This window comes from Caldanaerobacter subterraneus (genome assembly GCF_004345675.1).
GTDB lineage: Bacteria > Bacillota > Thermoanaerobacteria > Thermoanaerobacterales > Thermoanaerobacteraceae > Thermoanaerobacter > Thermoanaerobacter subterraneus.
This window is the reverse complement of record NZ_SLWU01000003.1, coordinates 60,615-80,822: the sequence shown is the minus strand read 5'-3', so window position 1 is coordinate 80,822 and position 20,208 is coordinate 60,615. Positions and strand designations below refer to the sequence as shown.

General features: G+C 40.6%; 17 protein-coding genes, 1 tRNA gene and 1 riboswitch. Of the genes, 16 read left to right on the top strand and 2 right to left on the bottom strand.

What is annotated here, in order from left to right; translation table 11 throughout:
• Positions 1-20: 20 nt before the first annotated feature.
• On the top strand, positions 21-695 hold the full coding sequence (locus EV203_RS01910; protein ID WP_132038985.1) for an HAD family hydrolase: 675 nt from the start codon (positions 21-23) through the stop codon (positions 693-695).
• A gap of 5 nt (positions 696-700) precedes the next feature.
• Here the strand turns inward: EV203_RS01910 and EV203_RS01905 are convergent.
• Positions 701-776: transfer RNA gene (locus EV203_RS01905), tRNA-Arg, on the bottom strand.
• A 114-nt stretch (positions 777-890) separates the two neighbouring features.
• Here EV203_RS01905 and EV203_RS01900 point away from each other — a divergent pair.
• Positions 891-1,490: a 50S ribosomal protein L25/general stress protein Ctc gene (locus EV203_RS01900; RefSeq protein ID WP_011026116.1), complete on the top strand. Its 600-nt coding sequence runs from the start codon at positions 891-893 to the stop codon at positions 1,488-1,490.
• 31 nt (positions 1,491-1,521) lie between these two features.
• Here the strand turns inward: EV203_RS01900 and lysA are convergent, their stop codons facing one another.
• Positions 1,522-2,859, bottom strand: a complete 1,338-nt coding sequence (gene lysA / locus EV203_RS01895; RefSeq protein WP_011026115.1) for a diaminopimelate decarboxylase — start codon at positions 2,857-2,859, stop codon at positions 1,522-1,524.
• 123 nt (positions 2,860-2,982) lie between these two features.
• A riboswitch (Lysine riboswitch) is annotated at positions 2,983-3,172 on the bottom strand.
• Positions 3,173-3,286: 114 nt separating this feature from the next.
• Between lysA and EV203_RS01890 the strand changes: the two genes are divergently transcribed.
• From EV203_RS01890 to EV203_RS01825, 14 genes are all read left to right on the top strand, one after another.
• On the top strand, positions 3,287-3,751 hold the full coding sequence (locus EV203_RS01890) for a CBO0543 family protein (protein WP_011026114.1): 465 nt from the start codon (positions 3,287-3,289) through the stop codon (positions 3,749-3,751).
• 200 nt (positions 3,752-3,951) lie between these two features.
• Positions 3,952-5,115 (top strand): ABC transporter ATP-binding protein, encoded by a 1,164-nt coding sequence (locus EV203_RS01885; RefSeq protein ID WP_132038984.1) that lies wholly within the window; start codon positions 3,952-3,954, stop codon positions 5,113-5,115.
• 131 nt (positions 5,116-5,246) lie between these two features.
• Positions 5,247-6,305 (top strand): PucR family transcriptional regulator, encoded by a 1,059-nt coding sequence (locus tag EV203_RS01880; protein WP_243700553.1) that lies wholly within the window; start codon positions 5,247-5,249, stop codon positions 6,303-6,305.
• 6 nt (positions 6,306-6,311) lie between these two features.
• The gene (gene ftsE / locus EV203_RS01875; protein WP_009611204.1) at positions 6,312-6,998 is read left to right on the top strand and encodes a cell division ATP-binding protein FtsE; all 687 of its coding nucleotides are present in this window, start codon (positions 6,312-6,314) and stop codon (positions 6,996-6,998) included.
• Entirely contained in the window at positions 6,988-7,875 is an 888-nt protein-coding gene (gene ftsX, locus EV203_RS01870) for a permease-like cell division protein FtsX (protein ID WP_207910853.1), read from the top strand. Before ftsE ends, ftsX begins: the two co-directional genes overlap by 11 nt.
• Positions 7,868-9,037, top strand: coding sequence for a murein hydrolase activator EnvC family protein (locus tag EV203_RS01865; RefSeq protein ID WP_243700552.1), 1,170 nt, complete (start codon positions 7,868-7,870; stop codon positions 9,035-9,037). Before ftsX ends, EV203_RS01865 begins: the two co-directional genes overlap by 8 nt.
• A 67-nt stretch (positions 9,038-9,104) precedes the next feature.
• Positions 9,105-10,301 carry a S41 family peptidase gene (locus EV203_RS01860; RefSeq protein WP_011026109.1) on the top strand — a complete coding sequence of 399 codons (1,197 nt, stop codon included), beginning with the start codon at positions 9,105-9,107 and terminating at the stop codon, positions 10,299-10,301.
• Between the two features lie 9 nt (positions 10,302-10,310).
• Entirely contained in the window at positions 10,311-11,555 is a 1,245-nt protein-coding gene (locus EV203_RS01855) for a PDZ domain-containing protein (RefSeq protein WP_132038982.1), read from the top strand.
• A 13-nt stretch (positions 11,556-11,568) separates the two neighbouring features.
• Entirely contained in the window at positions 11,569-12,294 is a 726-nt protein-coding gene (locus EV203_RS01850; RefSeq protein ID WP_132038981.1) for a 2-phosphosulfolactate phosphatase family protein, read from the top strand.
• Positions 12,295-12,361: 67 nt separating this feature from the next.
• The gene (gene uvrB, locus EV203_RS01845; RefSeq protein WP_132038980.1) at positions 12,362-14,350 is read left to right on the top strand and encodes an excinuclease ABC subunit UvrB; all 1,989 of its coding nucleotides are present in this window, start codon (positions 12,362-12,364) and stop codon (positions 14,348-14,350) included.
• 6 nt (positions 14,351-14,356) lie between these two features.
• Positions 14,357-17,140: an excinuclease ABC subunit UvrA gene (gene uvrA, locus EV203_RS01840; RefSeq protein WP_132038979.1), complete on the top strand. Its 2,784-nt coding sequence runs from the start codon at positions 14,357-14,359 to the stop codon at positions 17,138-17,140.
• 9 nt (positions 17,141-17,149) lie between these two features.
• Positions 17,150-17,548, top strand: coding sequence for an FHA domain-containing protein (locus tag EV203_RS01835; protein ID WP_132038978.1), 399 nt, complete (start codon positions 17,150-17,152; stop codon positions 17,546-17,548).
• Positions 17,549-17,559: 11 nt separating this feature from the next.
• Positions 17,560-18,804 (top strand): FtsW/RodA/SpoVE family cell cycle protein, encoded by a 1,245-nt coding sequence (locus EV203_RS01830; RefSeq protein ID WP_009609948.1) that lies wholly within the window; start codon positions 17,560-17,562, stop codon positions 18,802-18,804.
• A complete protein-coding gene (locus tag EV203_RS01825; protein WP_132038977.1) occupies positions 18,779-20,203 on the top strand; it encodes a peptidoglycan D,D-transpeptidase FtsI family protein in 1,425 nt (474 codons plus the stop codon). Before EV203_RS01830 ends, EV203_RS01825 begins: the two co-directional genes overlap by 26 nt.
• The last annotated feature ends 5 nt before the right edge of the window (positions 20,204-20,208 follow it).

The window sequence follows — 20,208 nt, the reverse complement described above, 5'->3', positions numbered from 1 at the left end:
TTGGGTGACCAGGTGATGAAATGATTAAAGCAGTTATTTTTGACATGGATGGAGTAATGATTGACAGTGAACCTGTGCATCTTAAGCTTGAGAGAGAGTTATTTAGAGAACTGGGAGTTGAGATAACTGAAGAAGAACACATGACATTTGTAGGAAGTTCTTCTTATTACATGTGGGAAAAAATTAAAGAGCGGTTTAATTTAAAAGAAAGTGTAGAAGAGCTGGTAAGAAGAGACAGAAAAAGGTATTTAGACCACGTCTTGAGCACTGGAGAAATTATTCCTGTGCCAGGAATACAGGAATTGGTTAAGAAGCTTTTTGAAAGGGAATACAAACTGGCAGTGGCTTCTTCCTCTCCAATAGATGTGATAGAATTGGTGGTTCAAAAATTAAACTTAAAGAACTTTTTTGATATGTTAGTTTCTGGAGATTATGTAAAAAGAAGCAAGCCGTATCCAGACATATTTTTATATACAGCTGAAAAGTTAAGAGTCAAGCCTGAAGAATGTGTCGTAATAGAGGATTCTTACAATGGTGTTCATGCAGCTAAAAGCGCTGGAATGAAAGTTATAGGATTTGTAAACCCCAATTCTGGGAATCAGGACTTATCAGAAGCAGATTTTATAGTAAAGAATTTAGGGGACGAAGTAGTAGAAATAATATCAGGGCTTGAAGAGGAGAAGGCCTTGAAATAAAAAAATGGTGCGCCTGACAGGAGTCGAACCTGCGACCTTTCGGTCCGGAGCCGAACGCTCTATCCACTGAGCTACAGGCGCACGCTTTCCAAATTAAAGTTTACTATGAAAAAGTGAAACTGTCAAACAGATTTGATATTATTAAAACAGGGTGGTAAAATAGTATGTGAAAACCAAAAAAAGAGGAGGGAGAAGATGCAGGCAATTACACTTGAGGCTGTAAAAAGGGAGACAGGTAAAAGCGCTGCTCGCCGATTGAAAAATCAAGGGTATGTTCCTGCTATTATGTACGGGAAAGACATGACAGAGAATATTCCTCTGGCTGTTGAGTATACTAAGCTACAAAAACTTCTGCAGAAATATGGGAGAAACGTATTGCTCAATGTAGTAGTAAACGGCACTACGCATACTGCGCTCATAAAAGAAATACAGGAGGACACTTTAAAAGGCAAAATAATACATGTGGATTTTCAGAGGGTATCTATGTATGAAGAGATTGAGGCTACTGTGCCTTTGAGATTTGAGGGAATTGGCCTCATTGAAAGCAAGGGCGGAATTGTACAGCATCAGCTCTGGGAGTTGACAGTGGAGAGCTTGCCGGACAAAATACCTCAGGAGATTGTAGTGGATTTGAGCCACTTGGAGATAGGAGATACGCTTTTTGTGAAAGATATACCTGTGCCTGAGGGCGTGAAAGTGCTGGATGACCCTGAAGAAATAGTGGTTTCTATACTTGTTCCTAAAGAGGCTGGTGAAGAGGAAGAAGAGGAAGGCGAGGGTACAGCTGAAGGGTAAAATAAAAAAGAGAGGGCATCCCCTCTCTTTTTTAATAATTTACTATTTTTCTTTTTACGCTTAATAACCTTTCAGGAATGACGTCCTTTCTTACAAGGTCCTCATAAGTCTCTCTTTCAACTATTACATCAGCTTGCCCGTTAGAAACTAATACTGCTGCGGGTCTTGGGAGCCTGTTGTAATTGCTGGCCATAGAGTAGTTGTAAGCTCCAGTTGACAGGACTGCTAGAATATCCCCTTCTTCGATTTCAGGAAGTAGTATGTCCCATATGAGCATGTCTCCCGATTCACATAGTTTTCCTGCTATAGATACCTTTTCTACCCTTGGGAGTCTGGCTTTGTTTGCCACAATAGCCTCGTATTTTGCTCCATATAAGGCTGTGCGGATATTATCAGACATGCCTCCGTCCACTGCTACATATTTTCTGATTCCGGGTATTTCTTTTATAGCTCCAACAGTGTAAAGAGTTGTTCCTGCATTGCCTATTATGGACCTGCCTGGCTCTACTATTATTTTGGGCATTTTTACATTTAAGGAAACAGAGTATTCTTTGACGGATTGCATCATCTCATGAGCTATTTTTTCAATAGGCTGGGGGTCGTCTTCCTCCGTATACGCTATTCCAAATCCTCCTCCTAGGTCTAATTCTTCTACTTCCCATCCGAGGAACTCTTTAATGAGTTTTATAAAATTCATCATTATTTCTATCTCAGCTTTGTAAGAATAGGAATCGAAAATTTGAGAGCCAATGTGGGAATGAAGACCTACCAGATTCACATTTTTAAGGGTAAGAGCGTATTCAATGGCTCTCATTGCATCTCCGTTGAACAAAGGGAATCCAAATTTTGAATCTATCTGTCCGGTTTTTACGTACTGATGAGTGTGAGCCTCTATCCCTGGTGATACTCTTATATAAATATTGGGTACCTTGTTCATTTTCCTTGCCAGTTCATTTAGCATGTTGAGTTCATGCCAGTTATCTACGATTATCTTTCCTATGTCATTTTCTAAAGCCATTATGAGTTCTTCTCGGGACTTATTGTTGCCGTGAAAATAGATTTTTTCTGGAGGAAATCCTGCCTTTAGCGCTGTATAAAGTTCTCCACCTGATACTACGTCAAGGCCTAAGTTTTCTTCTTCAATTATCTTGCATATGGCCATTGTCATAAAAGCCTTGCTGGCATAGATTACTTCGTTTCCCGGATAATCTCTTTTAAAGCCATTGTAAAAGGCTCTGCAATTTTGTCTTAGAAGTTCCTCATCTATTACATAAAGAGGAGTTCCAAACTTTTTAGCTAAGGCAACTGTGTCACATCCGCCTATTTCAAGATGTCCTTTTGAATTTATTCTCATTGTTCCGTGTAGCATACTCTCAACCTCATTTACTTTAATAATTTAAATTATAAAATTGCAAGACAAAATAAAATACAGCCAAGTATTACCTTAGCTGTCTATTTTCATCATAGACATAGGCAATACCTCCTTCCCCCGTAGCGAGATAGCTCTCCACTGAAGGCCTGGGGAGCCTTCAGTGACAGTCCTATACCTGTTCGGCATAGGCCCAGCTACGTAAACCTTAAGGAAGTTTACGCGCTTCGGCGGGCACCCCTTTCACACACCTTCATCGGCCCTTAACACCTCTGGCATGTTACTCTTGATGACCCGCGCCTCTACCTCACCTTCAAAGAAGATGAGGTATTTTTATTCGATTTTTTTACTATCATATCATTTGTGAAAATTGCTGTCAAGATATTTTCAAAAAAAACGGGAAGAATAAATTAAGAGGTGAAAGAAAATGTACTGGGTAGCCACATTTGTAATTTCATGGGTTATTTTTTTATCTTTGATTGATTTAAGATATATTAAATACACTATATGGGGAGGGATACTGGCAGCTATTTTTCAGCTTACAGTGGACGAGATAGCTATTACTTTGAATTTGTACTCTTTTTCTGACCCTGTTTTTACAGTTTTTAAATCGAGCTTTTTCTTTACTTTTGGAGCGCCTTTCTGCATAGGTGTTTTATATGCACAGACTTATCCGCGTAAGAAAAACTTGCAACTTGCCAATGTATTTATACTCACTCTTTTGTTTTTCATTATGGAGTATTCTCTTCATAATGCAGGAGCACTTGAGTATATAAAGTGGAGTTACATATACAGCCTTATTGTGGATGTAGGAGCTCTTCTTGCAGTTGGAAATCTCATAAATTTATTCAGTTTATCTCCATGGATGCGGAGGAAGGAAAATGAAAGATAAAGTGTTCTGGACTTTAATGATAATAGATGGGATTTTGGTTTACCTTTGGTTCAAGTTTTTGGATAAAATTCAAAAATATTAATTTTCATGTATGTATATTGTACAAAAATTTGATTGAAATATCATATTTACTGCCAATAGAAAATTGAAAAAAACAGTATTATAATAGTATCAAACGTTTTCGAATAGGGGGAAAAGGAATGGCTGAAGTAGTGCTCAAACATGTGTACAAAGTGTATCCTGGCGGTGTAACCGCAGTTAAGGATTTTAACTTGGAGATCGCCGACAAAGAATTTATAGTTTTGGTTGGCCCTTCCGGTTGTGGGAAGACCACCACTTTGAGAATGATAGCAGGGCTTGAGGAAATCACAAGCGGAGAATTGTACATTGACGGAAAATTGGTAAACGACGTGCCGCCCAAAGACAGGGACATTGCGATGGTTTTTCAGAACTATGCCCTTTATCCTCACATGACAGTGTACGACAATATGGCTTTTGGATTAAAACTTAGAAAAGTGCCAAGAGCAGAAATTGACAGGAAGGTAAAAGAGGCAGCCAGAATTTTGGGCCTTGAGGAGCTTCTCAACAGAAAGCCAAAAGCTTTGTCTGGCGGTCAGAGGCAGAGGGTGGCTTTGGGTCGCGCTATTGTGAGAAATCCTAAGGTGTTCTTGATGGATGAGCCACTTTCAAACTTGGACGCAAAGTTAAGAGTTCAGATGAGGACAGAGCTCAAGAAGTTGCATGAGAGATTGCAGACAACTTTCATTTATGTCACCCACGACCAGACAGAGGCTATGACGATGGGGACGAGAATAGTTGTTATGAAAGACGGGGTTATACAGCAGGTAGATGAGCCACAGGTGATTTACGATTATCCGAACAACTTGTTTGTTGCTGGTTTTATTGGAAGCCCGCAGATGAATTTCATAGATGCTAGACTGGAAAATAGAGATGGAAAGGTTTATGCTACTTTCAAAGGATATAGCATACTGGTTCCCGAGGGAATCTTGAAGAGGTTAAAAGACCCGAACTATATAGGAAAAGAAATAGTGCTTGGCATAAGGCCCGAAGATTTGCACGATGAAGAGGTGTTCTTAGAAGCCTATCCAGAGGCTGTTGTTGAGGCGAAAGTTGAAGTCACAGAGCTTATGGGTGCGGAGACGTACCTCTATCTTGATGTAAACGGCGTTTCTCTCACTGCAAGAGTAGACCCAAGGACCAGAGCGAAATCTGGCGATGTGATTAAGATAGGTTTTGATGTGAATAAACTTCACATGTTTGATAAGGAAACGGAAATGACAATATTGAATAGAACAGTGAAAGAGTCTCCCGTTATAATTGCAGATAAAACTGCAAGTTCATAAAATCTGAAGAGGCCGATGAGGCCTCTTTAATTTTTTTGACAAAATGCCACATAAATTTACTTTTGCCTCTTATTTCTTCTAGAAAATAGTGTATAATTATTGTATACTAAGAACTAGGAAAATGGGTGAGGATGATGGTCGATTACAATCTGTTGAGAAAAATTGGTGAAGATATTAAGAAACATTTGGATGTTCCTCTTTACATATTTGACACAGAAGGAAATTTAATATACGGAAAAGAAGATTTTTTTGAAAAAAAAGCAGGATTTTTAGACCTGATGGTAGAATATATTGAAGAAAGAGATGTCTATTACATAGGAGAATTTACATGTTACAACATTTTCTATGATAATAATCCAGTTTTTGTAATCGCTTTAAAGGGGAAGACCGAAGAGGAGAAAAAGCTTATACTTGCGATAAGCCTTATTTTCAGATATTTCGATGAGAATCTGTCAAAAGAAGATTACCTTATAAACGTGCTTGAAAATAGATTGCCTTCCAGCCTGCTTTCCTACTATGCGCACAGGTATAAGATTGATAATACTGTAAGCTATAATGTGGCAATTGTAGAGGTTGAAAATGAAATAGAGGACGCTGTAAAAATTGTGCTAAACATTTTTGAAAGAAAGGCTGTTCATGTCATAAAAATTGGTAAAAAACGATTTGCAGTTATATTTCCTTCTAGATATTGCGAAAATTTAGTACAGCTTTTCAAGACGATGAAGGATATGATAGAATCCGAAGGATACGTGAAAAATGTTAAAATAGCCGGTTCTTTTTCTTCTTTTCCTCTTGAGAAGCTCCATGTAGCCTATAAAGAGGCTGAAAAGGCTCTCTTCTTTGGCGAGAAACTGGAAGGGGAAAGAGGGATATATCTGTATCAGGATTATATCTACTCAGAAATTCTATGGGGGATGGATAAGGAAAAAGCAGAAGAGTTTTTAGAGAGAGTTAACATTGGGGAAGACCTTTTAAAAGACGAAGAACTCATGCAGACTTTAAATGCTTTTTTCAGAAATAATTTGAATTTGAGTGAGACTTCAAGAGACCTTTACATACATAGGAATACTTTGGTTTACAGGCTGGACAAGATTTTGAAGATGTCGGGCTTGGATGCCCGCAAGTTTGATGAGGCTTTACTTCTCAAATTGGCGATTACTTTGGCAAAATTATACGATATTTCGAGGTGAAAAGAGTTGATAAAGTTTATAAATGTTTCTAAAAAATATGACAAAGGGATAATTGCCCTTTCAAATATCAATTTTGAAATTGAAAGCGGCGAATTTGTCTTTATTGTGGGTCCCAGTGGCGCAGGCAAGTCTACTTTGATAAAGCTTCTGTTAAAAGAGGAAGAGCCCACTTCTGGAACGATTATTGTTAACAAAAAGGACATAACAAAGATGAAGAGGAAAGAGATTCCCTATCTGAGAAGGAGCATGGGGGTCGTTTTTCAGGACTTTAGGCTCCTTCCCAACAAAACCGTTTTTGAAAACGTGGCTTTTGCAATGGAGGTAGTAGGGGCACACCCAAAGGAAATACGGAGAAAAGTGCCAATGGTTCTCTCCCTCGTTGGCTTGAGCGATAAGGCGGACCAGTACCCTCAGCAGCTTTCTGGCGGAGAGCAGCAAAGGGTTGCTCTGGCCAGAGCAATTGTAAATGAGCCTTCCATTTTAATTGCAGACGAGCCTACAGGAAATTTGGACCCGGATACTTCCTGGGAGATTGTAAAACTTATGGCTGAGATTAATAAAAGAGGTACAACCGTGGTGATGGCTACCCACGCTAAAGACATAGTTGATGCGATGAAAAAAAGAGTTATAGCTCTTGAAAAAGGGAACATAGTTAGGGACGAAGCAAGGGGTGTATATGGATATGCTCTTTAGAAATTTTAGATACTTCATAAAAGAAGGTTTTAGCAATCTGGCTAGAAACAGATTGATGACTGTAGCTTCTGTCACCTCTGTGATGGCTGCTCTTGTCATACTCGGAATGTTTTTGCTGATAATCTTAAATGTAAACCATATGGCATACCAAGTTGAATCACAGTTGGAACTTAAGGCTTTTCTAAAAGATGACCTTTCGGGAGAACAGATACAAAGAATAGGAGAAGAGATCAAAGGAATAGACGGAGTTTCTTCTGTAGTTTTCGAATCAAAAGAGCAGGCTTTGGAGAAATTTAAAAAGCAGCTGGGGGAAAAAAGCTATCTTTTAGAAGGTCTAGAAAAGGACAACCCCCTCCCACAGTCCTATATAGTTAAAGTAAAAGACGCTAATCTTATAAAAGATATTGCCGATGAAATAAAAGGGATAAATGGTGTTGACAAAGTAAGCTATGGACAGGATGTGGTGGAAAAGCTTCTCGGCATAATCAGGATTATAAGAATTGTAGGACTTGCAATAATTAGCATTTTGTTTGTCATCTCAATTGTCATAATTTCTAACACAATTAAATTAGGCGTTTTTGCAAGGAGAAGAGAAATAAACATAATGAAGTACATCGGAGCGACAGACTGGTTCATAAGGTGGCCCTTTTTAATAGAAGGGATAGTTTTGGGTTTGCTGGGGGCACTGCTTTCAGTAGGTGTTCTGGCTTTGATGTACGGGTATACTTTGGACTATGTCAACAGCCGTTTGATAGTTTTTAACTTACTGCCTTTGTCCGATGTCATCAAGGACATGGCTTTGTATTTTGCGCTTTTAGGGTCTTTGATTGGCGCTATTGGCAGCGGCCTTTCTATAAAGAGGTTCTTAAATGTCTAAAATTTACAAGGGGGAAGTGACATTGCAAAAGTACAAGTTAAAATGGCTTATATTTGCTCTTGTCTTCTTAGTGACGGCTCTTTTTGCATCTTACCCGAGGGCTGACCAGTTACAGGATGCTAAAAATAAGCTAAACCAGATACAGAAAACTTTGGTGGAAACTCAAAAGAGAAAGCAAGAAATAATTAATCAGAAAAATGACATTGCTGCGCAGCTTAAGGAGCTGGATAAAAAACTCAACCTGACTTCCCAGCAACTGGCAGAGGCTCAGAAGAGGCTTCGGGAGGTCACAGCAAAGCTTGAAAAGACCAGGAAGGACTTAGAAGAGGCTAAAAAGAAGGAAAAAGAGCAGTACGACACCATGAAAGAGCGGATAAGAGCCATGTACATAAGCGGAGAGTGGGGCTATTTAGATGTGCTTTTGAATGCCACAAGCTTTGCGGATTTTATAAGCAGATTAGATATTGTAAAGTGTATAATAGACTTTGATGCGAATTTATTTGATACGTACAAGAAACAGAGGGAGATAATTGCGGAGAAGGAAAAGCAGCTGGCTCAAATGCAGAAAGAAGCTCAGGATTACAAGAACCAGATAGCTGCAAGGCAGAGAGAACTTCAGGTGGCGATGGCATCTAGAGAGGGCTTAATGCGGGACCTTGAGAGGCAGCAAAAGTATTATGAAGAGCAGGAAGACCAATTGTTAAGGGAGTCAAAACAATTGGAAAAGGTCATACAGGAGCTTCAAAGGAAGTCAAAGCTCAAATACAGTGGTGGAAAACTTCTCTGGCCTGTTCCTTCAAGTGGTGTTATTACTTCTCCCTTTGGCATGCGCCTGCATCCCATTCTTGGAACCTCCAGGATGCATACGGGGATTGACATAGCGGCAGAAATGGGAGCAGATATTGTTGCGGCTGCAAACGGACAAGTTATATTTTCAGGTTACTACGGGGGTTACGGATACGCAGTTATAATTGACCACGGAGACGGCATCTCTACCCTTTATGCGCACTGTTCTGCCCTTTTAGTTAAAGAAGGTGATACGGTAAAAAGGGGACAAGTTATAGCGAAAATAGGGAGTACAGGCCTTTCTACAGGACCCCACCTCCACTTTGAAGTGAGAAAAAATGGTGTTCCAGTGAATCCAATGGACTGGCTTAAATAGCCTGTCTGTTTTTTTTATTAGCAGAATGTTGTATAATAAAGAGGAGACTAAAAAAGGTGGGGGAAAGATGTCAAAGAAAAGATTTTATGTCTTGCTGGCAGTTTTATTGATAGTAACGAACGTTTTTACTTTTTTCATAGCTAATACGGTGTCAGTGGCTCTGCCAGGAGGAAAGGTTATCGTTTCAAGGGAAGATTACCGGCTTTTGAACCAGTATAAAAAGCTCTTTGAAGTAGGTAAAATACTGGAGAGCAGGTATGTGGATAAAGTAAATCCGTCGACGCTCTTAGAAGGAGCCTTAAAAGGCATGGCTGGTTCTCTGCAGGACCCATATACAGTGTACATGAATAAAAAAGAGTTTGCGGAGTTTATGACGCAGACCACAGGAACTTATGGTGGCATAGGCATAATAGTGGCTGTAGACCAGGAAGACCACATCGTAGTAGTTTCTCCAATAAAGAATACCCCTGGGGAAAGGGCAGGAATTAAATCTGGAGACATAATATTAGAGGTGAACGGCAAAAAAGTGAGTGGTAAGAATCTGGATGAAGCAGTGTCTATGATGAGAGGGCCTAAGGGGACGCAGGTTACTCTAACTATAATGAGGGATGGAAAGACTTTTACAAAGACCATAACTAGGGAAATAATAAAACTGGAAACAGTTTTTGACTACATGTTGCCTGACAAGATTGGATACATTAAGATAACCCTTTTTGACCAGAGCACTTCTTCTGATTTCAAAAAGGCTCTGGAGCGGCTTAAAAAAGATGGAATGAAAGGACTCATAATTGATTTAAGGGATAATCCTGGCGGGCTTTTAGAAGAGTGCGTAAATATAGCTGATATGCTTTTGCCGAAAGGAGTAATAGTCACTACAAAAGGTAGGGCAGAAAGTCAGGAATTTTATTCAAAAGGTACGGGGCTTGGCATGCCTTTAGTCGTCCTTGTAAACAAGGGAAGTGCTAGTGCTTCCGAGATTCTGGCAGGCGCCATTAAGGATAGAAAAGCAGGAGTGTTAGTAGGGACAACTACTTTTGGAAAAGGCCTTGTGCAGACTGTTGTCAACTTTGGAGATGGAACAGGGCTTAAATACACTATAGCAAGGTACTACACTCCAAATGGGACAGATATACAAGGAAAAGGCATTGAGCCAAACTATGTGGTAGAACTGCCTAAAGACTACACTTTAAAGGACACTCCTGACCTAAAAGGAGATACTCAGCTTATAAAAGCTTATGAGATAATAAAGTCTGAGATAAAGTAGGGTGTTAAGATGAATACACTTTTTCAGGTCGCTTGGATTGTTATAGAGACAATTGCTCTTTCTGTTTTTTCTCCTTTTTTCTGGATTGTTATAATACTTGTAATAATGCAGTACAGAAACAAAATAGCCATAGAGAGAGAAATAATGGGGATAGAGCAGGAACCGATAAAAGAGCTTGTGCTCGATTCCGTCTTCTACGGAGTGATAGCTGCGACTATAGGAAGCTTCATAATGGTGTTTTTAGGGATAACAATTGAGAACATAGGCCTTCAATACGTTTGGCCTTTAGCTATACTTCTCATGTTTATAAGCCCGAGATACATTTGCTTTTCCTACTCTGGAGGAATTGTGTCCCTTATAAGCCTCATTTTTGGAGTCACTAAGATAAGCGTTCCTGCTCTAATGGCTATTGTGGGGATTCTCCATCTCATGGAAAGCCTTCTAATATACATAGATGGGTGGAGGACTCCCACCCCCATTTTTATAAGGCTCAAGGATGGAAGGATTGCTGGCGGTTTTACAATGCAGAAGTTTTGGCCCATACCTTTTGCGGCCTTAACAGTAGTGACGGCTACTAATATGACAGGAGAGTTAATCCACATGCCAGACTGGTGGCCCGTGTTAAAGCCGGAAGGCATAGACCCTGCTACGGCAGTTTTTTTGATAATACCTGCTGTGGCGGCGCTGGGGTATGGGGATTTAGCGCTTTCTAAGCTTCCTGAAGAAAAGACAAAACTGTCCTCTAAGCGGTTGTTTCTCTTTAGTGGGACGCTCATACTTTTTGCTGTTCTTGGAATTTATGAGAAGGTTTTTCAATATATAGCTGCGCTGTTTGCACCTATTGCCCATGAACTTTTGATAATAATAGGGCAGAGGGAAGAGAGAGAAAAACCTCCTATATTCGTGGCTCCTGATACTGGGCTTATGGTTTTGACCACTGCAAAGGGCTCTCCAGCAAGACAAATGGGTATAAGGCCAGGAGACGTTATTTTAAGTGTAAATGGTGCTCCTGTGAATGAGCCTGAAGACATAATAAGGGTTATAGAGGATAGGCCGACAATGCTATGGATTACTGTGAAAGACCTGAAGGGCCATTACACCAGTTACGAGTATAGAGATCCAGAAGGGGTATACAGTTTAGGGGTTTTGGTGGTGCCTAAAACAGTGGGAATTGTGTACGACATAAATGAAGATGGGATCATTCTAAAAAAGCTTAAAAGCATCTTTAGAAATATCTTCAAAAAGGGAGAATAAGGGGGTCTTTAGAGTGTTTTTGCAAACTTATGAGACGTACAATTCTATAAACGACAGAGATTTAAAAGAAAAAAATGTCGTCGTTATAGATACGTTGAGAGCGACAAGTGTCATAACTACTGCTTTATTCAACGGGGCAAAGGAAGTCATACCTGTTTCAGAGGTGGAAGAGGCGATAGAGCTTTCCAAAAACTTTGACAGGGATACGTTTTTGCTGGCAGGAGAGAGGAATTCTCAGAAGATAGAAGGGTTTGACCTCTCAAATTCTCCTCTAGAATATGTGCCAGAAAAAGTTAAGGGGAAGACCATAATCTTTACTACTACAAACGGAACGAGGGCTTTAAAGAAAGTCGCTTCTGCTGAAGAAGTGATTTTAGGCTGTCTTTTGAATGTCTCGGCGGTTGCAAGGTATATATACAAGAGCAACAAGGATACAGTGATTGTGTGTGCCGGAACTGAAGGAAAATTTTCTTTTGACGACATTCTCACTGCCGGTGCTATATACGAAAAGCTAAAAAGCCTTACAGATTTTGAGAGTGATGACCTGTCAAAAGCCAGTTATTTCCTTTACAAGCCCTATGAAAACAACCTTTACGACATAATGAAGTACGGATATCATTTGAGGAGATTGGAAGAGCTGGGTTACACTGAAGATATTAAATTTTGCTTGACAGTAGACAAATTTGATATAGTGCCGAAGCTCAAAAACGGGATAGTGAGGACCTCACAGGACTTTTAAAATTTGTGCTGAGAGGTCCTTTGTGTTATAATATTACAATAGACCAAATTGCAAAGAGGGTATTGGTATGGGAGGTTTTAAGCTGGTTTCAAATTTCAAGCCTACAGGAGACCAGCCTCAGGCGATTGAAAAACTGGTGGAAGGGGTAAGACGGGGATATAGGTACCAGACGTTGTTAGGAGTTACAGGTTCAGGCAAAACTTTTACTATGGCCAACATCATAGCCCGCTTGAATAGGCCTACCCTGGTGATCGCTCACAACAAAACTCTTGCGGCACAGCTTTACAGCGAGTTTAAGGAATTCTTTCCAGAAAATGCTGTAGAGTATTTTGTGAGCTATTACGACTATTACCAGCCAGAAGCTTATGTTCCTGAGACTGACACTTACATTGAAAAAGACGCTTCTATAAATGAAGAGATTGACAAGTTGAGGCACTCGGCGACAGCTGCGCTCTTTGAAAGAAGAGATGTGATAATTGTTGCCAGTGTCTCTTGTATATACGGCTTAGGCGATCCTATAGATTATGAGAATTTGATGCTTTCACTAAGGCCTGGAATGGTAAAAGACAGAGATGAGATAATAAGAAAACTGGTGGAGATTCAGTACGAAAGGAATGATATAAACTTCACAAGAGGGAAATTCAGAGTAAGAGGCGATGTGATAGAGGTATTTCCTGCTTCCTTCTCAAATAAAGCTATAAGGATAGAGCTTTTTGGGGATGAAATAGACAGGATAGCAGAAATAGACGTCCTAACAGGAGAAGTTTTAGGGTACAGAAAGCATGTGGCTATTTTTCCTGCTTCCCACTATGCCACATCAAGGGACAAGCTGGAAAGGGCTATAAAAAGCATAAGGGAAGAGCTTGAAGAGAGGTATAAAGAGTTAAAAGAAATGGGGAAAATTGTAGAAGCGGAGAGGCTATGGCAGAGGACTAATTACGACCTTGAGATGTTACAAGAGATGGGCTACTGTAAGGGGATAGAAAATTATTCGCGGCACATATCTGGGAGGCCTCCGGGAAGTCCTCCTTATACACTGCTTGATTACTTTCCTGAGGATTTCCTCATATTCATAGATGAGTCTCATGTTACTATTCCTCAGCTGAGGGGAATGTACAACGGAGACAGGTCCAGAAAAGAGGCATTGGTGGAATACGGCTTTAGGCTTCCTTCTGCTTATGACAACAGGCCCCTTACATTTGAAGAGTTTGAACAAAGGGTAAATCAGGTCATCTTTGTATCAGCAACCCCTGGACCTTATGAGATGGAACATTCTGAACAGGTGGTAGAACAGCTCATAAGGCCGACAGGGCTTGTAGACCCAGAAGTGATTGTGAGGCCTGTGAAAGGGCAGGTGGACGATTTAATAGCGGAGATAAGGAAGACTGTTGCAAAAGGGTACAGGGTTTTGGTTACAACTTTGACTAAAAAGATGGCGGAGGATTTGTCAGACTACTTAAAAGAAATGGGAATAAGAGTGAGGTACTTGCATTCAGATATAGAGACAATTGAGAGGGTAGAAATTATAAGGGATTTGAGGCTGGGTAAATTTGACGTTTTAATAGGCATAAATCTCTTGAGAGAAGGGCTTGATATTCCGGAGGTTGCACTGGTGGCTATTTTGGATGCGGATAAAGAAGGATTCTTGAGGTCAGAGACTTCTCTGATACAGACGATAGGCCGTGCAGCGAGAAACGCTGAAGGAAGAGTTATAATGTACGCTGATACAATAACAAATTCTATGAGAAGAGCTATAGATGAAACAAATAGGAGAAGAAAAATTCAAATGGAGTACAATGAGAAGCACGGCATAGTGCCAAAGACAGTGGTCAAAGGAGTAAGGGATGTCATACAGGCAACACAGGTGGCTGAAGAGGAGGAAAAGTACGAAAAGACAGCCAATTCTTACGATCCCGATGTGATAAAGTCTACCATAGAACAGCTTGAAAAAGAGATGAGGCAGGCGGCAATAGAGCTTCAGTTTGAAAAAGCCGCAAAATTGAGAGACATGATATTTGAACTTAGGAAACAACTGGAGGAAGTCAGCTTGAGGTGAAAATATATGGCAAAAGATAAGATCGTGATAAAAGGAGCAAGGGTCCACAATTTGAAAAACATAGATGTAGAAATTCCAAGGGACAAACTCACAGTTATAACTGGATTATCAGGGTCTGGCAAATCTTCTTTGGCTTTTGACACGATTTACGCAGAGGGACAGAGGAGATATGTGGAGTCCCTTTCTGCCTATGCAAGGCAATTTCTGGGGCAAATGGATAAGCCTGATGTGGATTATATAGAAGGGTTGTCTCCTGCGATTTCTATAGACCAAAAAACTACTACTAAAAATCCTCGATCTACAGTGGGCACCATAACAGAAATTTACGATTATCTCCGCCTTTTATATGCCAGAGTTGGAACTCCCCACTGCCCTATATGCGGCCGCGAGATAACAATGCAGACAATTGACCAGATGGTAGACAAAGTAAAAGAGCTGCCGGAGGGAACGAGGATTCAAATCCTAGCTCCCGTGGTGAGAGGGAGAAAAGGGGAGTATTCAAAGCTTTTGGCAGACATAAAAAAGAGCGGTTATGTGAGAGTGAAGATTGATGGCATAATGTACGATGTAAATGAGGAGATAAAACTTGACAAAAATAAAAAGCATACAATAGAAGTCGTGGTAGACAGGATAATAATGAAGCCTGGAATTGACATGAGGCTTACAGATTCAATAGAGACCGCTTTGAAACTGGCAGATGGCCTTGTGACAATTGATGTCATAGACGGAGAGAGCTTTACTCTGTCTGAAAAATACGCTTGTCCCGCGTGCAATGTCAGCATTGAAGAGCTGTCTCCCAGGATGTTTTCATTTAACAGCCCTTATGGAGCTTGCCCTGTTTGCATGGGATTGGGAGAGTTCATGAAGGTGGACCCAGAGCTTTTAATACAGGACCCGAAGAAATCTCTTGCGACAGGAGTTTTTCCGGGAATTGTAGCGTCCCAGGGAAGTTACGCCTATTATAATATGTTGAGAGTGATAGAGTACTTTGGATATACCGAGTACACTCCCTATGAGGAGTTCAGTGAAGATTTAAAGAGCGTACTCCTATACGGAAAAGATACGAAAGGAAAATCTTACGGCTTTGAAGGGATAATTAACAATTTAGAGAGAAGGTATGAAAGCAGCACATCTGATTTCATAAAGGAAGAAATAGAAAAATACATGAGGCCTGTCACGTGTCCTGCTTGCAATGGTGCCAGGCTAAAGCCAGAAGCTCTTGCTGTTACAGTTGGAGGCCTTTCTATAAAAGAGATGACAGACCTCACTATAGGGGAACTCTTGAAATTCATAGACAACCTTAAATTTTCAGAAAAGCAGGAGATGATAGCTCGCCCTATTTTGAAGGAAATAAAGGCAAGGCTAAACTTTCTTGTGGACGTAGGGCTTGACTACCTCACACTTTCGAGGCCGGCATCTACACTCTCTGGTGGTGAAGCCCAGAGGATAAGGCTTGCAAGCCAGATAGGTTCAGGGCTTGTGGGGGTTACCTATATACTGGATGAGCCAAGCATTGGACTTCACCAGAGAGACAATCAAAGGCTTATAAATTCTCTCAAAAGGTTAAGGGACCAGGGCAATACGGTTATAGTGGTGGAGCACGACGAGGAGACCATATACGCTGCAGACTATATAATAGACATAGGTCCGGGAGCTGGAGAGCACGGCGGAGAAGTGGTGGTGGCGGGAACTATAGAAGATGTACTAAAGTGCGAGAGGTCTCTTACCGGCCAGTATTTGAGTGGTAAAATAAAGATAGAAGTGCCTGAGAAGAGGAGAAAGCCCAATGGAAAGGCTATTATAGTGAGAGGAGCTAAGGAAAACAATTTGAAAAACATAGATGTGGAATTTCCTTTGGGAGTTTTTATATGTGTGACAGGGGTATCAGGCTCAGGGAAGAGCACTCTTGTCAACGAAATACTTTATAAAGCCTTGGCACAGAAAATTTACAAATCAAAGGACAAACCCGGAAAGCACGACAGAATAGAAGGCATAGAGCACATAGACAAAGTGATAAATATCGACCAGTCTCCCATAGGGAGGACACCTCGCTCAAACCCGGCGACTTACACTGGAGTGTTTGACTATATAAGGGAAGTATTTGCCAATACTCCCGAAGCCAGGATGAGAGGCTACAAGCCGGGAAGATTTAGCTTTAACGTAAAAGGTGGGAGATGTGAGGCCTGTGGCGGAGACGGCATAATAAAAATTGAGATGAATTTTCTGCCAGACGTCTATGTGCCTTGTGAGGTGTGCAAGGGCAAAAGGTATAACAGGGAAACTTTAGAAGTAAAATACAAAGGAAAGAGCATAGCTGACGTGCTGGACATGACTGTTGAGGAGGCTTTGGAGCTCTTTGAAAATATCCCTCGAATAAAGAATAAACTCATGACGCTCTACGAGGTAGGACTGGGGTATATAAAGCTTGGCCAACCTTCCACTCAGCTGTCCGGCGGAGAGGCTCAGAGAGTAAAACTCGCTACAGAACTTTCAAAGAGGCCTACAGGAAGGACTTTGTATATTTTAGATGAGCCTACGACAGGGCTTCACTTTGCTGATATACACAGACTGCTAAATGTCCTAAACAAATTGACAGATGCAGGGAATACTGTGATAGTTATAGAGCACAATCTAGATGTGATAAAAAGCGCAGATTACATCATAGACTTAGGGCCAGAAGGTGGAGACAGAGGGGGAATGGTCATAGCTACGGGAACTCCTGAAGAGGTTGCAGCCAATGAGAATTCTTATACAGGATGGTTTTTAAGGAAAGTCCTTTCTCGAAATTGAGGTGAATTTATGTATTACATTTTATCCCAAATTTTAAAATATGTGCTCATTTTTTTGATTTACCTTTTTTTGTACAGGGTTTTTAAGATAATATACATGGACATAAAGGGGGTCAGAAGGGAAAGACAGCTGACCTCTGCCAAGCTTTCCTTTTTGACCGGAGAAAGGACTTTTACTCTTTTTGAGGTTACCTCTATTGGAAGGTCTGACGAGTGCGATATAGTTATAGAAAGTCCTTATGTCTCTGCCAGACATGCCTTGATCAAAAAAAGGGGAAAGAGGTTTTATATAGAGGATTTAAATAGCACAAATGGTACTTTTGTGAATGGCAAGAGGGTGAAGGTCGCTAGGATTAAAAATGGCGACATAATCACCCTTGGGGATGTTGATTTAAAGTTTATAGCTTAGGGTGAAATGATATGGATGAATATGTAAAAACGGGTTCTAAGGCTTTAAAGGACGTTTTCTGGATATTTGTAATAGCCTTTGCACTTTTATTTATGCACAGAAGACCGGAGGAGGCTAACACAATATACTATACACTTGCTTTTCCTGTCTTAATTTTTATTGTCTATTACTTGCATGTGAGGCTTTTCCCATTGGGAGAAATACAATTTGTAATCCTCACAGCCTTTTTAACTGAAATGGGGCTCATAATGATATATAGAGTTGCTCCAGAACTTCTTGTAAAGCAGATAATCTGGATCGCTATAGGTTTTGGCCTTTATTTTATAGCTTCATATCTTTTTAAACATTACGGATGGCTTTACAATTTAAAGTACGGAGAGTACATCTATATTTTTTTGGCAGTAGGGCTTATAATTTCTACTCTCTTTTTTGGAAAAGAAATAGGAGGAGCGAAGAACTGGCTTACTTTCGATGGGATATACGTGCAGCCTGCAGAAGCTGCAAAAGTCATATATATAATTTTCCTTGCCAGGTATTTGAAAGACAAAAGAGATTTGAAAAATATCCTTATACTGGGAGCTATAACGATAGGAATTGCTGGAATTTTCGCTTTAGAAAAAGACCTTGGAATGGCTTTTTTGTTTTACACTACCACAGTTCTCATGGTTTTTTTAGTGACTTCTAACCTTTTTTATGTAGCCTCAGGATTTGGACTTATGGCAATTGGCGGCATTTTGGCCTATTTTCTCTTCTGGCACGTAAGAGTGAGGATTGAAGCTTGGCTAAATCCCTGGATGGATGTTCCGGGGAAGACGTATCAAATCGTGCAGTCCCTTTTCGCAATTGCTGCGGGAGGCTTTTTTGGAACGGGGCTGGGAATGGGGCATCCTGAATATATACCCGTTGTTGCCAGCGACTTCATATTCTCTGCTATCTGTGAGGAATTTGGTATTTTAGGAGGAATTGCCATAATACTGGTGTATTTTGTTATAATGTACAGAGGAATTAAGGTGGCTTTGGAGGCAAGAGATGAGTTTGGCGCTTTGCTGGCGGCAGGTCTTATTTCCATGTTTAGCCTTCAAGTTTTTACTATCATAGGAGGGGTTATAAAGTTCATACCTCTTACAGGAGTTACTCTACCTTTTGTGAGCTACGGGGGAAGTTCAATGGTGATGAGCTTTTTTACACTGGGAATGCTAAACGGCATTTCCGTCGGGGAGGAGGAAGAAGATGTCCAATTTGAAGCGCAATATTAAAATACTCTTTGGAATCTTTGCCCTCCTCTTTTTTAGTTTGATTGCGTATTTGACATATTTTCAACTGTATGAAAGGGATAAATTGATTACCAGCTCTTACAGCGTGTACAATAGAAGGCTTATAGAACAGGAAAAGAAAATTTTAAGAGGTAGCATTCTTGATAGAAATGGCATTGTGCTTGCAAAAAGCGTGATAGAGGCTGATGGGACGCAAAAGAGAATTTACCTGGATGGACCTGCCTTTGCGCAGGTGATAGGATATAGCCGCAGGATATACCAGCAGGGCAGTACTGGAATTGAAAAGGCTTATGACAGGGAACTGCTTGGCATGGTAGGTTCTGACCCAATGGTGCTTTTGAGAAAACTTATTTTGGGGAAAGGGCAGATAGGGGATAATGTCTACCTTACTATAGACAAGGCTCTTCAGGACTTGGCTTACAGGGAAATGGAGGGGAAAAAGGGTGCTGTAGTCGCATTAAACCCTAAAACTGGGGAAATACTTGCTATGGTATCCACTCCTTCTTATGACCCTAACCTTCTCGATAGGGATTGGGAAAAAATAATGACAAGCCCTGAACATGTAGTTTTAAATAGAGCCACTCAAGGCCTCTATCCTCCGGGGTCTACTTTTAAAATAATAACAACTGCTGCAGTTTTAACCTACATGCCAGAGCTCTTTAAAGAAGTGTACGATTGTAAAGGTTACGTGGTAGTGGATGGCAACAAGATAAGCGATTTTGGAGGTATTGCTCACGGTAAAGAAAATTTTGAGAGAGCTTTTTATGTGTCCTGCAACTCTTTTTTCATAGAGATAGGGTTAAAGCTCGGTAGTGACAATTTGGAGAAGATGGCTTATGCTTTTGGCTTGAATCAGAGAGTTCCTTTAGAAATTGATACGGCGAAAAATTACTTTCCCTCAATTGATGGGAAAGTTGCTCTGGCAGAAACTTCAATAGGGCAGGGGAAGATTCTCGTAACTCCTCTGACAATGGCTTTAGCTGCTTCTGCTGTTGCCAATGATGGAGTCATAATGAAGCCCTATCTCATGAAATATGTGGTGGATCCTCTTTCAGGTGCTGTCATAGAGAGAAATACTCCCAATAAGTATTTGACCCCCATAACAAAGGAAGTAGCTGATGCTATAAAAAGTCTCATGATAGGAGTTGTCAACAATCCTGAAGGGACTGGAAGATTAGCTCAGATACCGGGCATTACAGTGGCGGGGAAAACCGGCACTGCTGAAAATCCATTTGGTGCTCCTCATGCCTGGTTTGTGGCCTTTGCACCTGCGGAAAATCCAGAGATAGCTGTAGCTGTGGTTGTTGAAAATGGCGGGGAAGGTGGAAAAGTAGCAGCACCTATTGCAAGAGACATAATAAAGGCTTATCTTTCGAGGTGAGAGAG

Coding starts and splice junctions, on each gene's coding strand:
- lysA (WP_011026115.1), bottom strand. CDS start 2,859: ATGCTACACGGAACAATGAGAATAAATTCAAAAGGACATCTTGAAATA.
- EV203_RS01855 (WP_132038982.1), top strand. CDS start 10,311: ATGAATACACTTTTTCAGGTCGCTTGGATTGTTATAGAGACAATTGCT.
- EV203_RS01835 (WP_132038978.1), top strand. CDS start 17,150: ATGTATTACATTTTATCCCAAATTTTAAAATATGTGCTCATTTTTTTG.
- EV203_RS01830 (WP_009609948.1), top strand. CDS start 17,560: ATGGATGAATATGTAAAAACGGGTTCTAAGGCTTTAAAGGACGTTTTC.
- EV203_RS01900 (WP_011026116.1), top strand. CDS start 891: ATGCAGGCAATTACACTTGAGGCTGTAAAAAGGGAGACAGGTAAAAGC.
- uvrB (WP_132038980.1), top strand. CDS start 12,362: ATGGGAGGTTTTAAGCTGGTTTCAAATTTCAAGCCTACAGGAGACCAG.
- ftsX (WP_207910853.1), top strand. CDS start 6,988: ATGCTCTTTAGAAATTTTAGATACTTCATAAAAGAAGGTTTTAGCAAT.
- EV203_RS01885 (WP_132038984.1), top strand. CDS start 3,952: ATGGCTGAAGTAGTGCTCAAACATGTGTACAAAGTGTATCCTGGCGGT.
- EV203_RS01890 (WP_011026114.1), top strand. CDS start 3,287: ATGTACTGGGTAGCCACATTTGTAATTTCATGGGTTATTTTTTTATCT.
- EV203_RS01865 (WP_243700552.1), top strand. CDS start 7,868: ATGTCTAAAATTTACAAGGGGGAAGTGACATTGCAAAAGTACAAGTTA.
- EV203_RS01910 (WP_132038985.1), top strand. CDS start 21: ATGATTAAAGCAGTTATTTTTGACATGGATGGAGTAATGATTGACAGT.
- EV203_RS01860 (WP_011026109.1), top strand. CDS start 9,105: ATGTCAAAGAAAAGATTTTATGTCTTGCTGGCAGTTTTATTGATAGTA.
- uvrA (WP_132038979.1), top strand. CDS start 14,357: ATGGCAAAAGATAAGATCGTGATAAAAGGAGCAAGGGTCCACAATTTG.
- EV203_RS01880 (WP_243700553.1), top strand. CDS start 5,247: ATGATGGTCGATTACAATCTGTTGAGAAAAATTGGTGAAGATATTAAG.
- EV203_RS01825 (WP_132038977.1), top strand. CDS start 18,779: ATGTCCAATTTGAAGCGCAATATTAAAATACTCTTTGGAATCTTTGCC.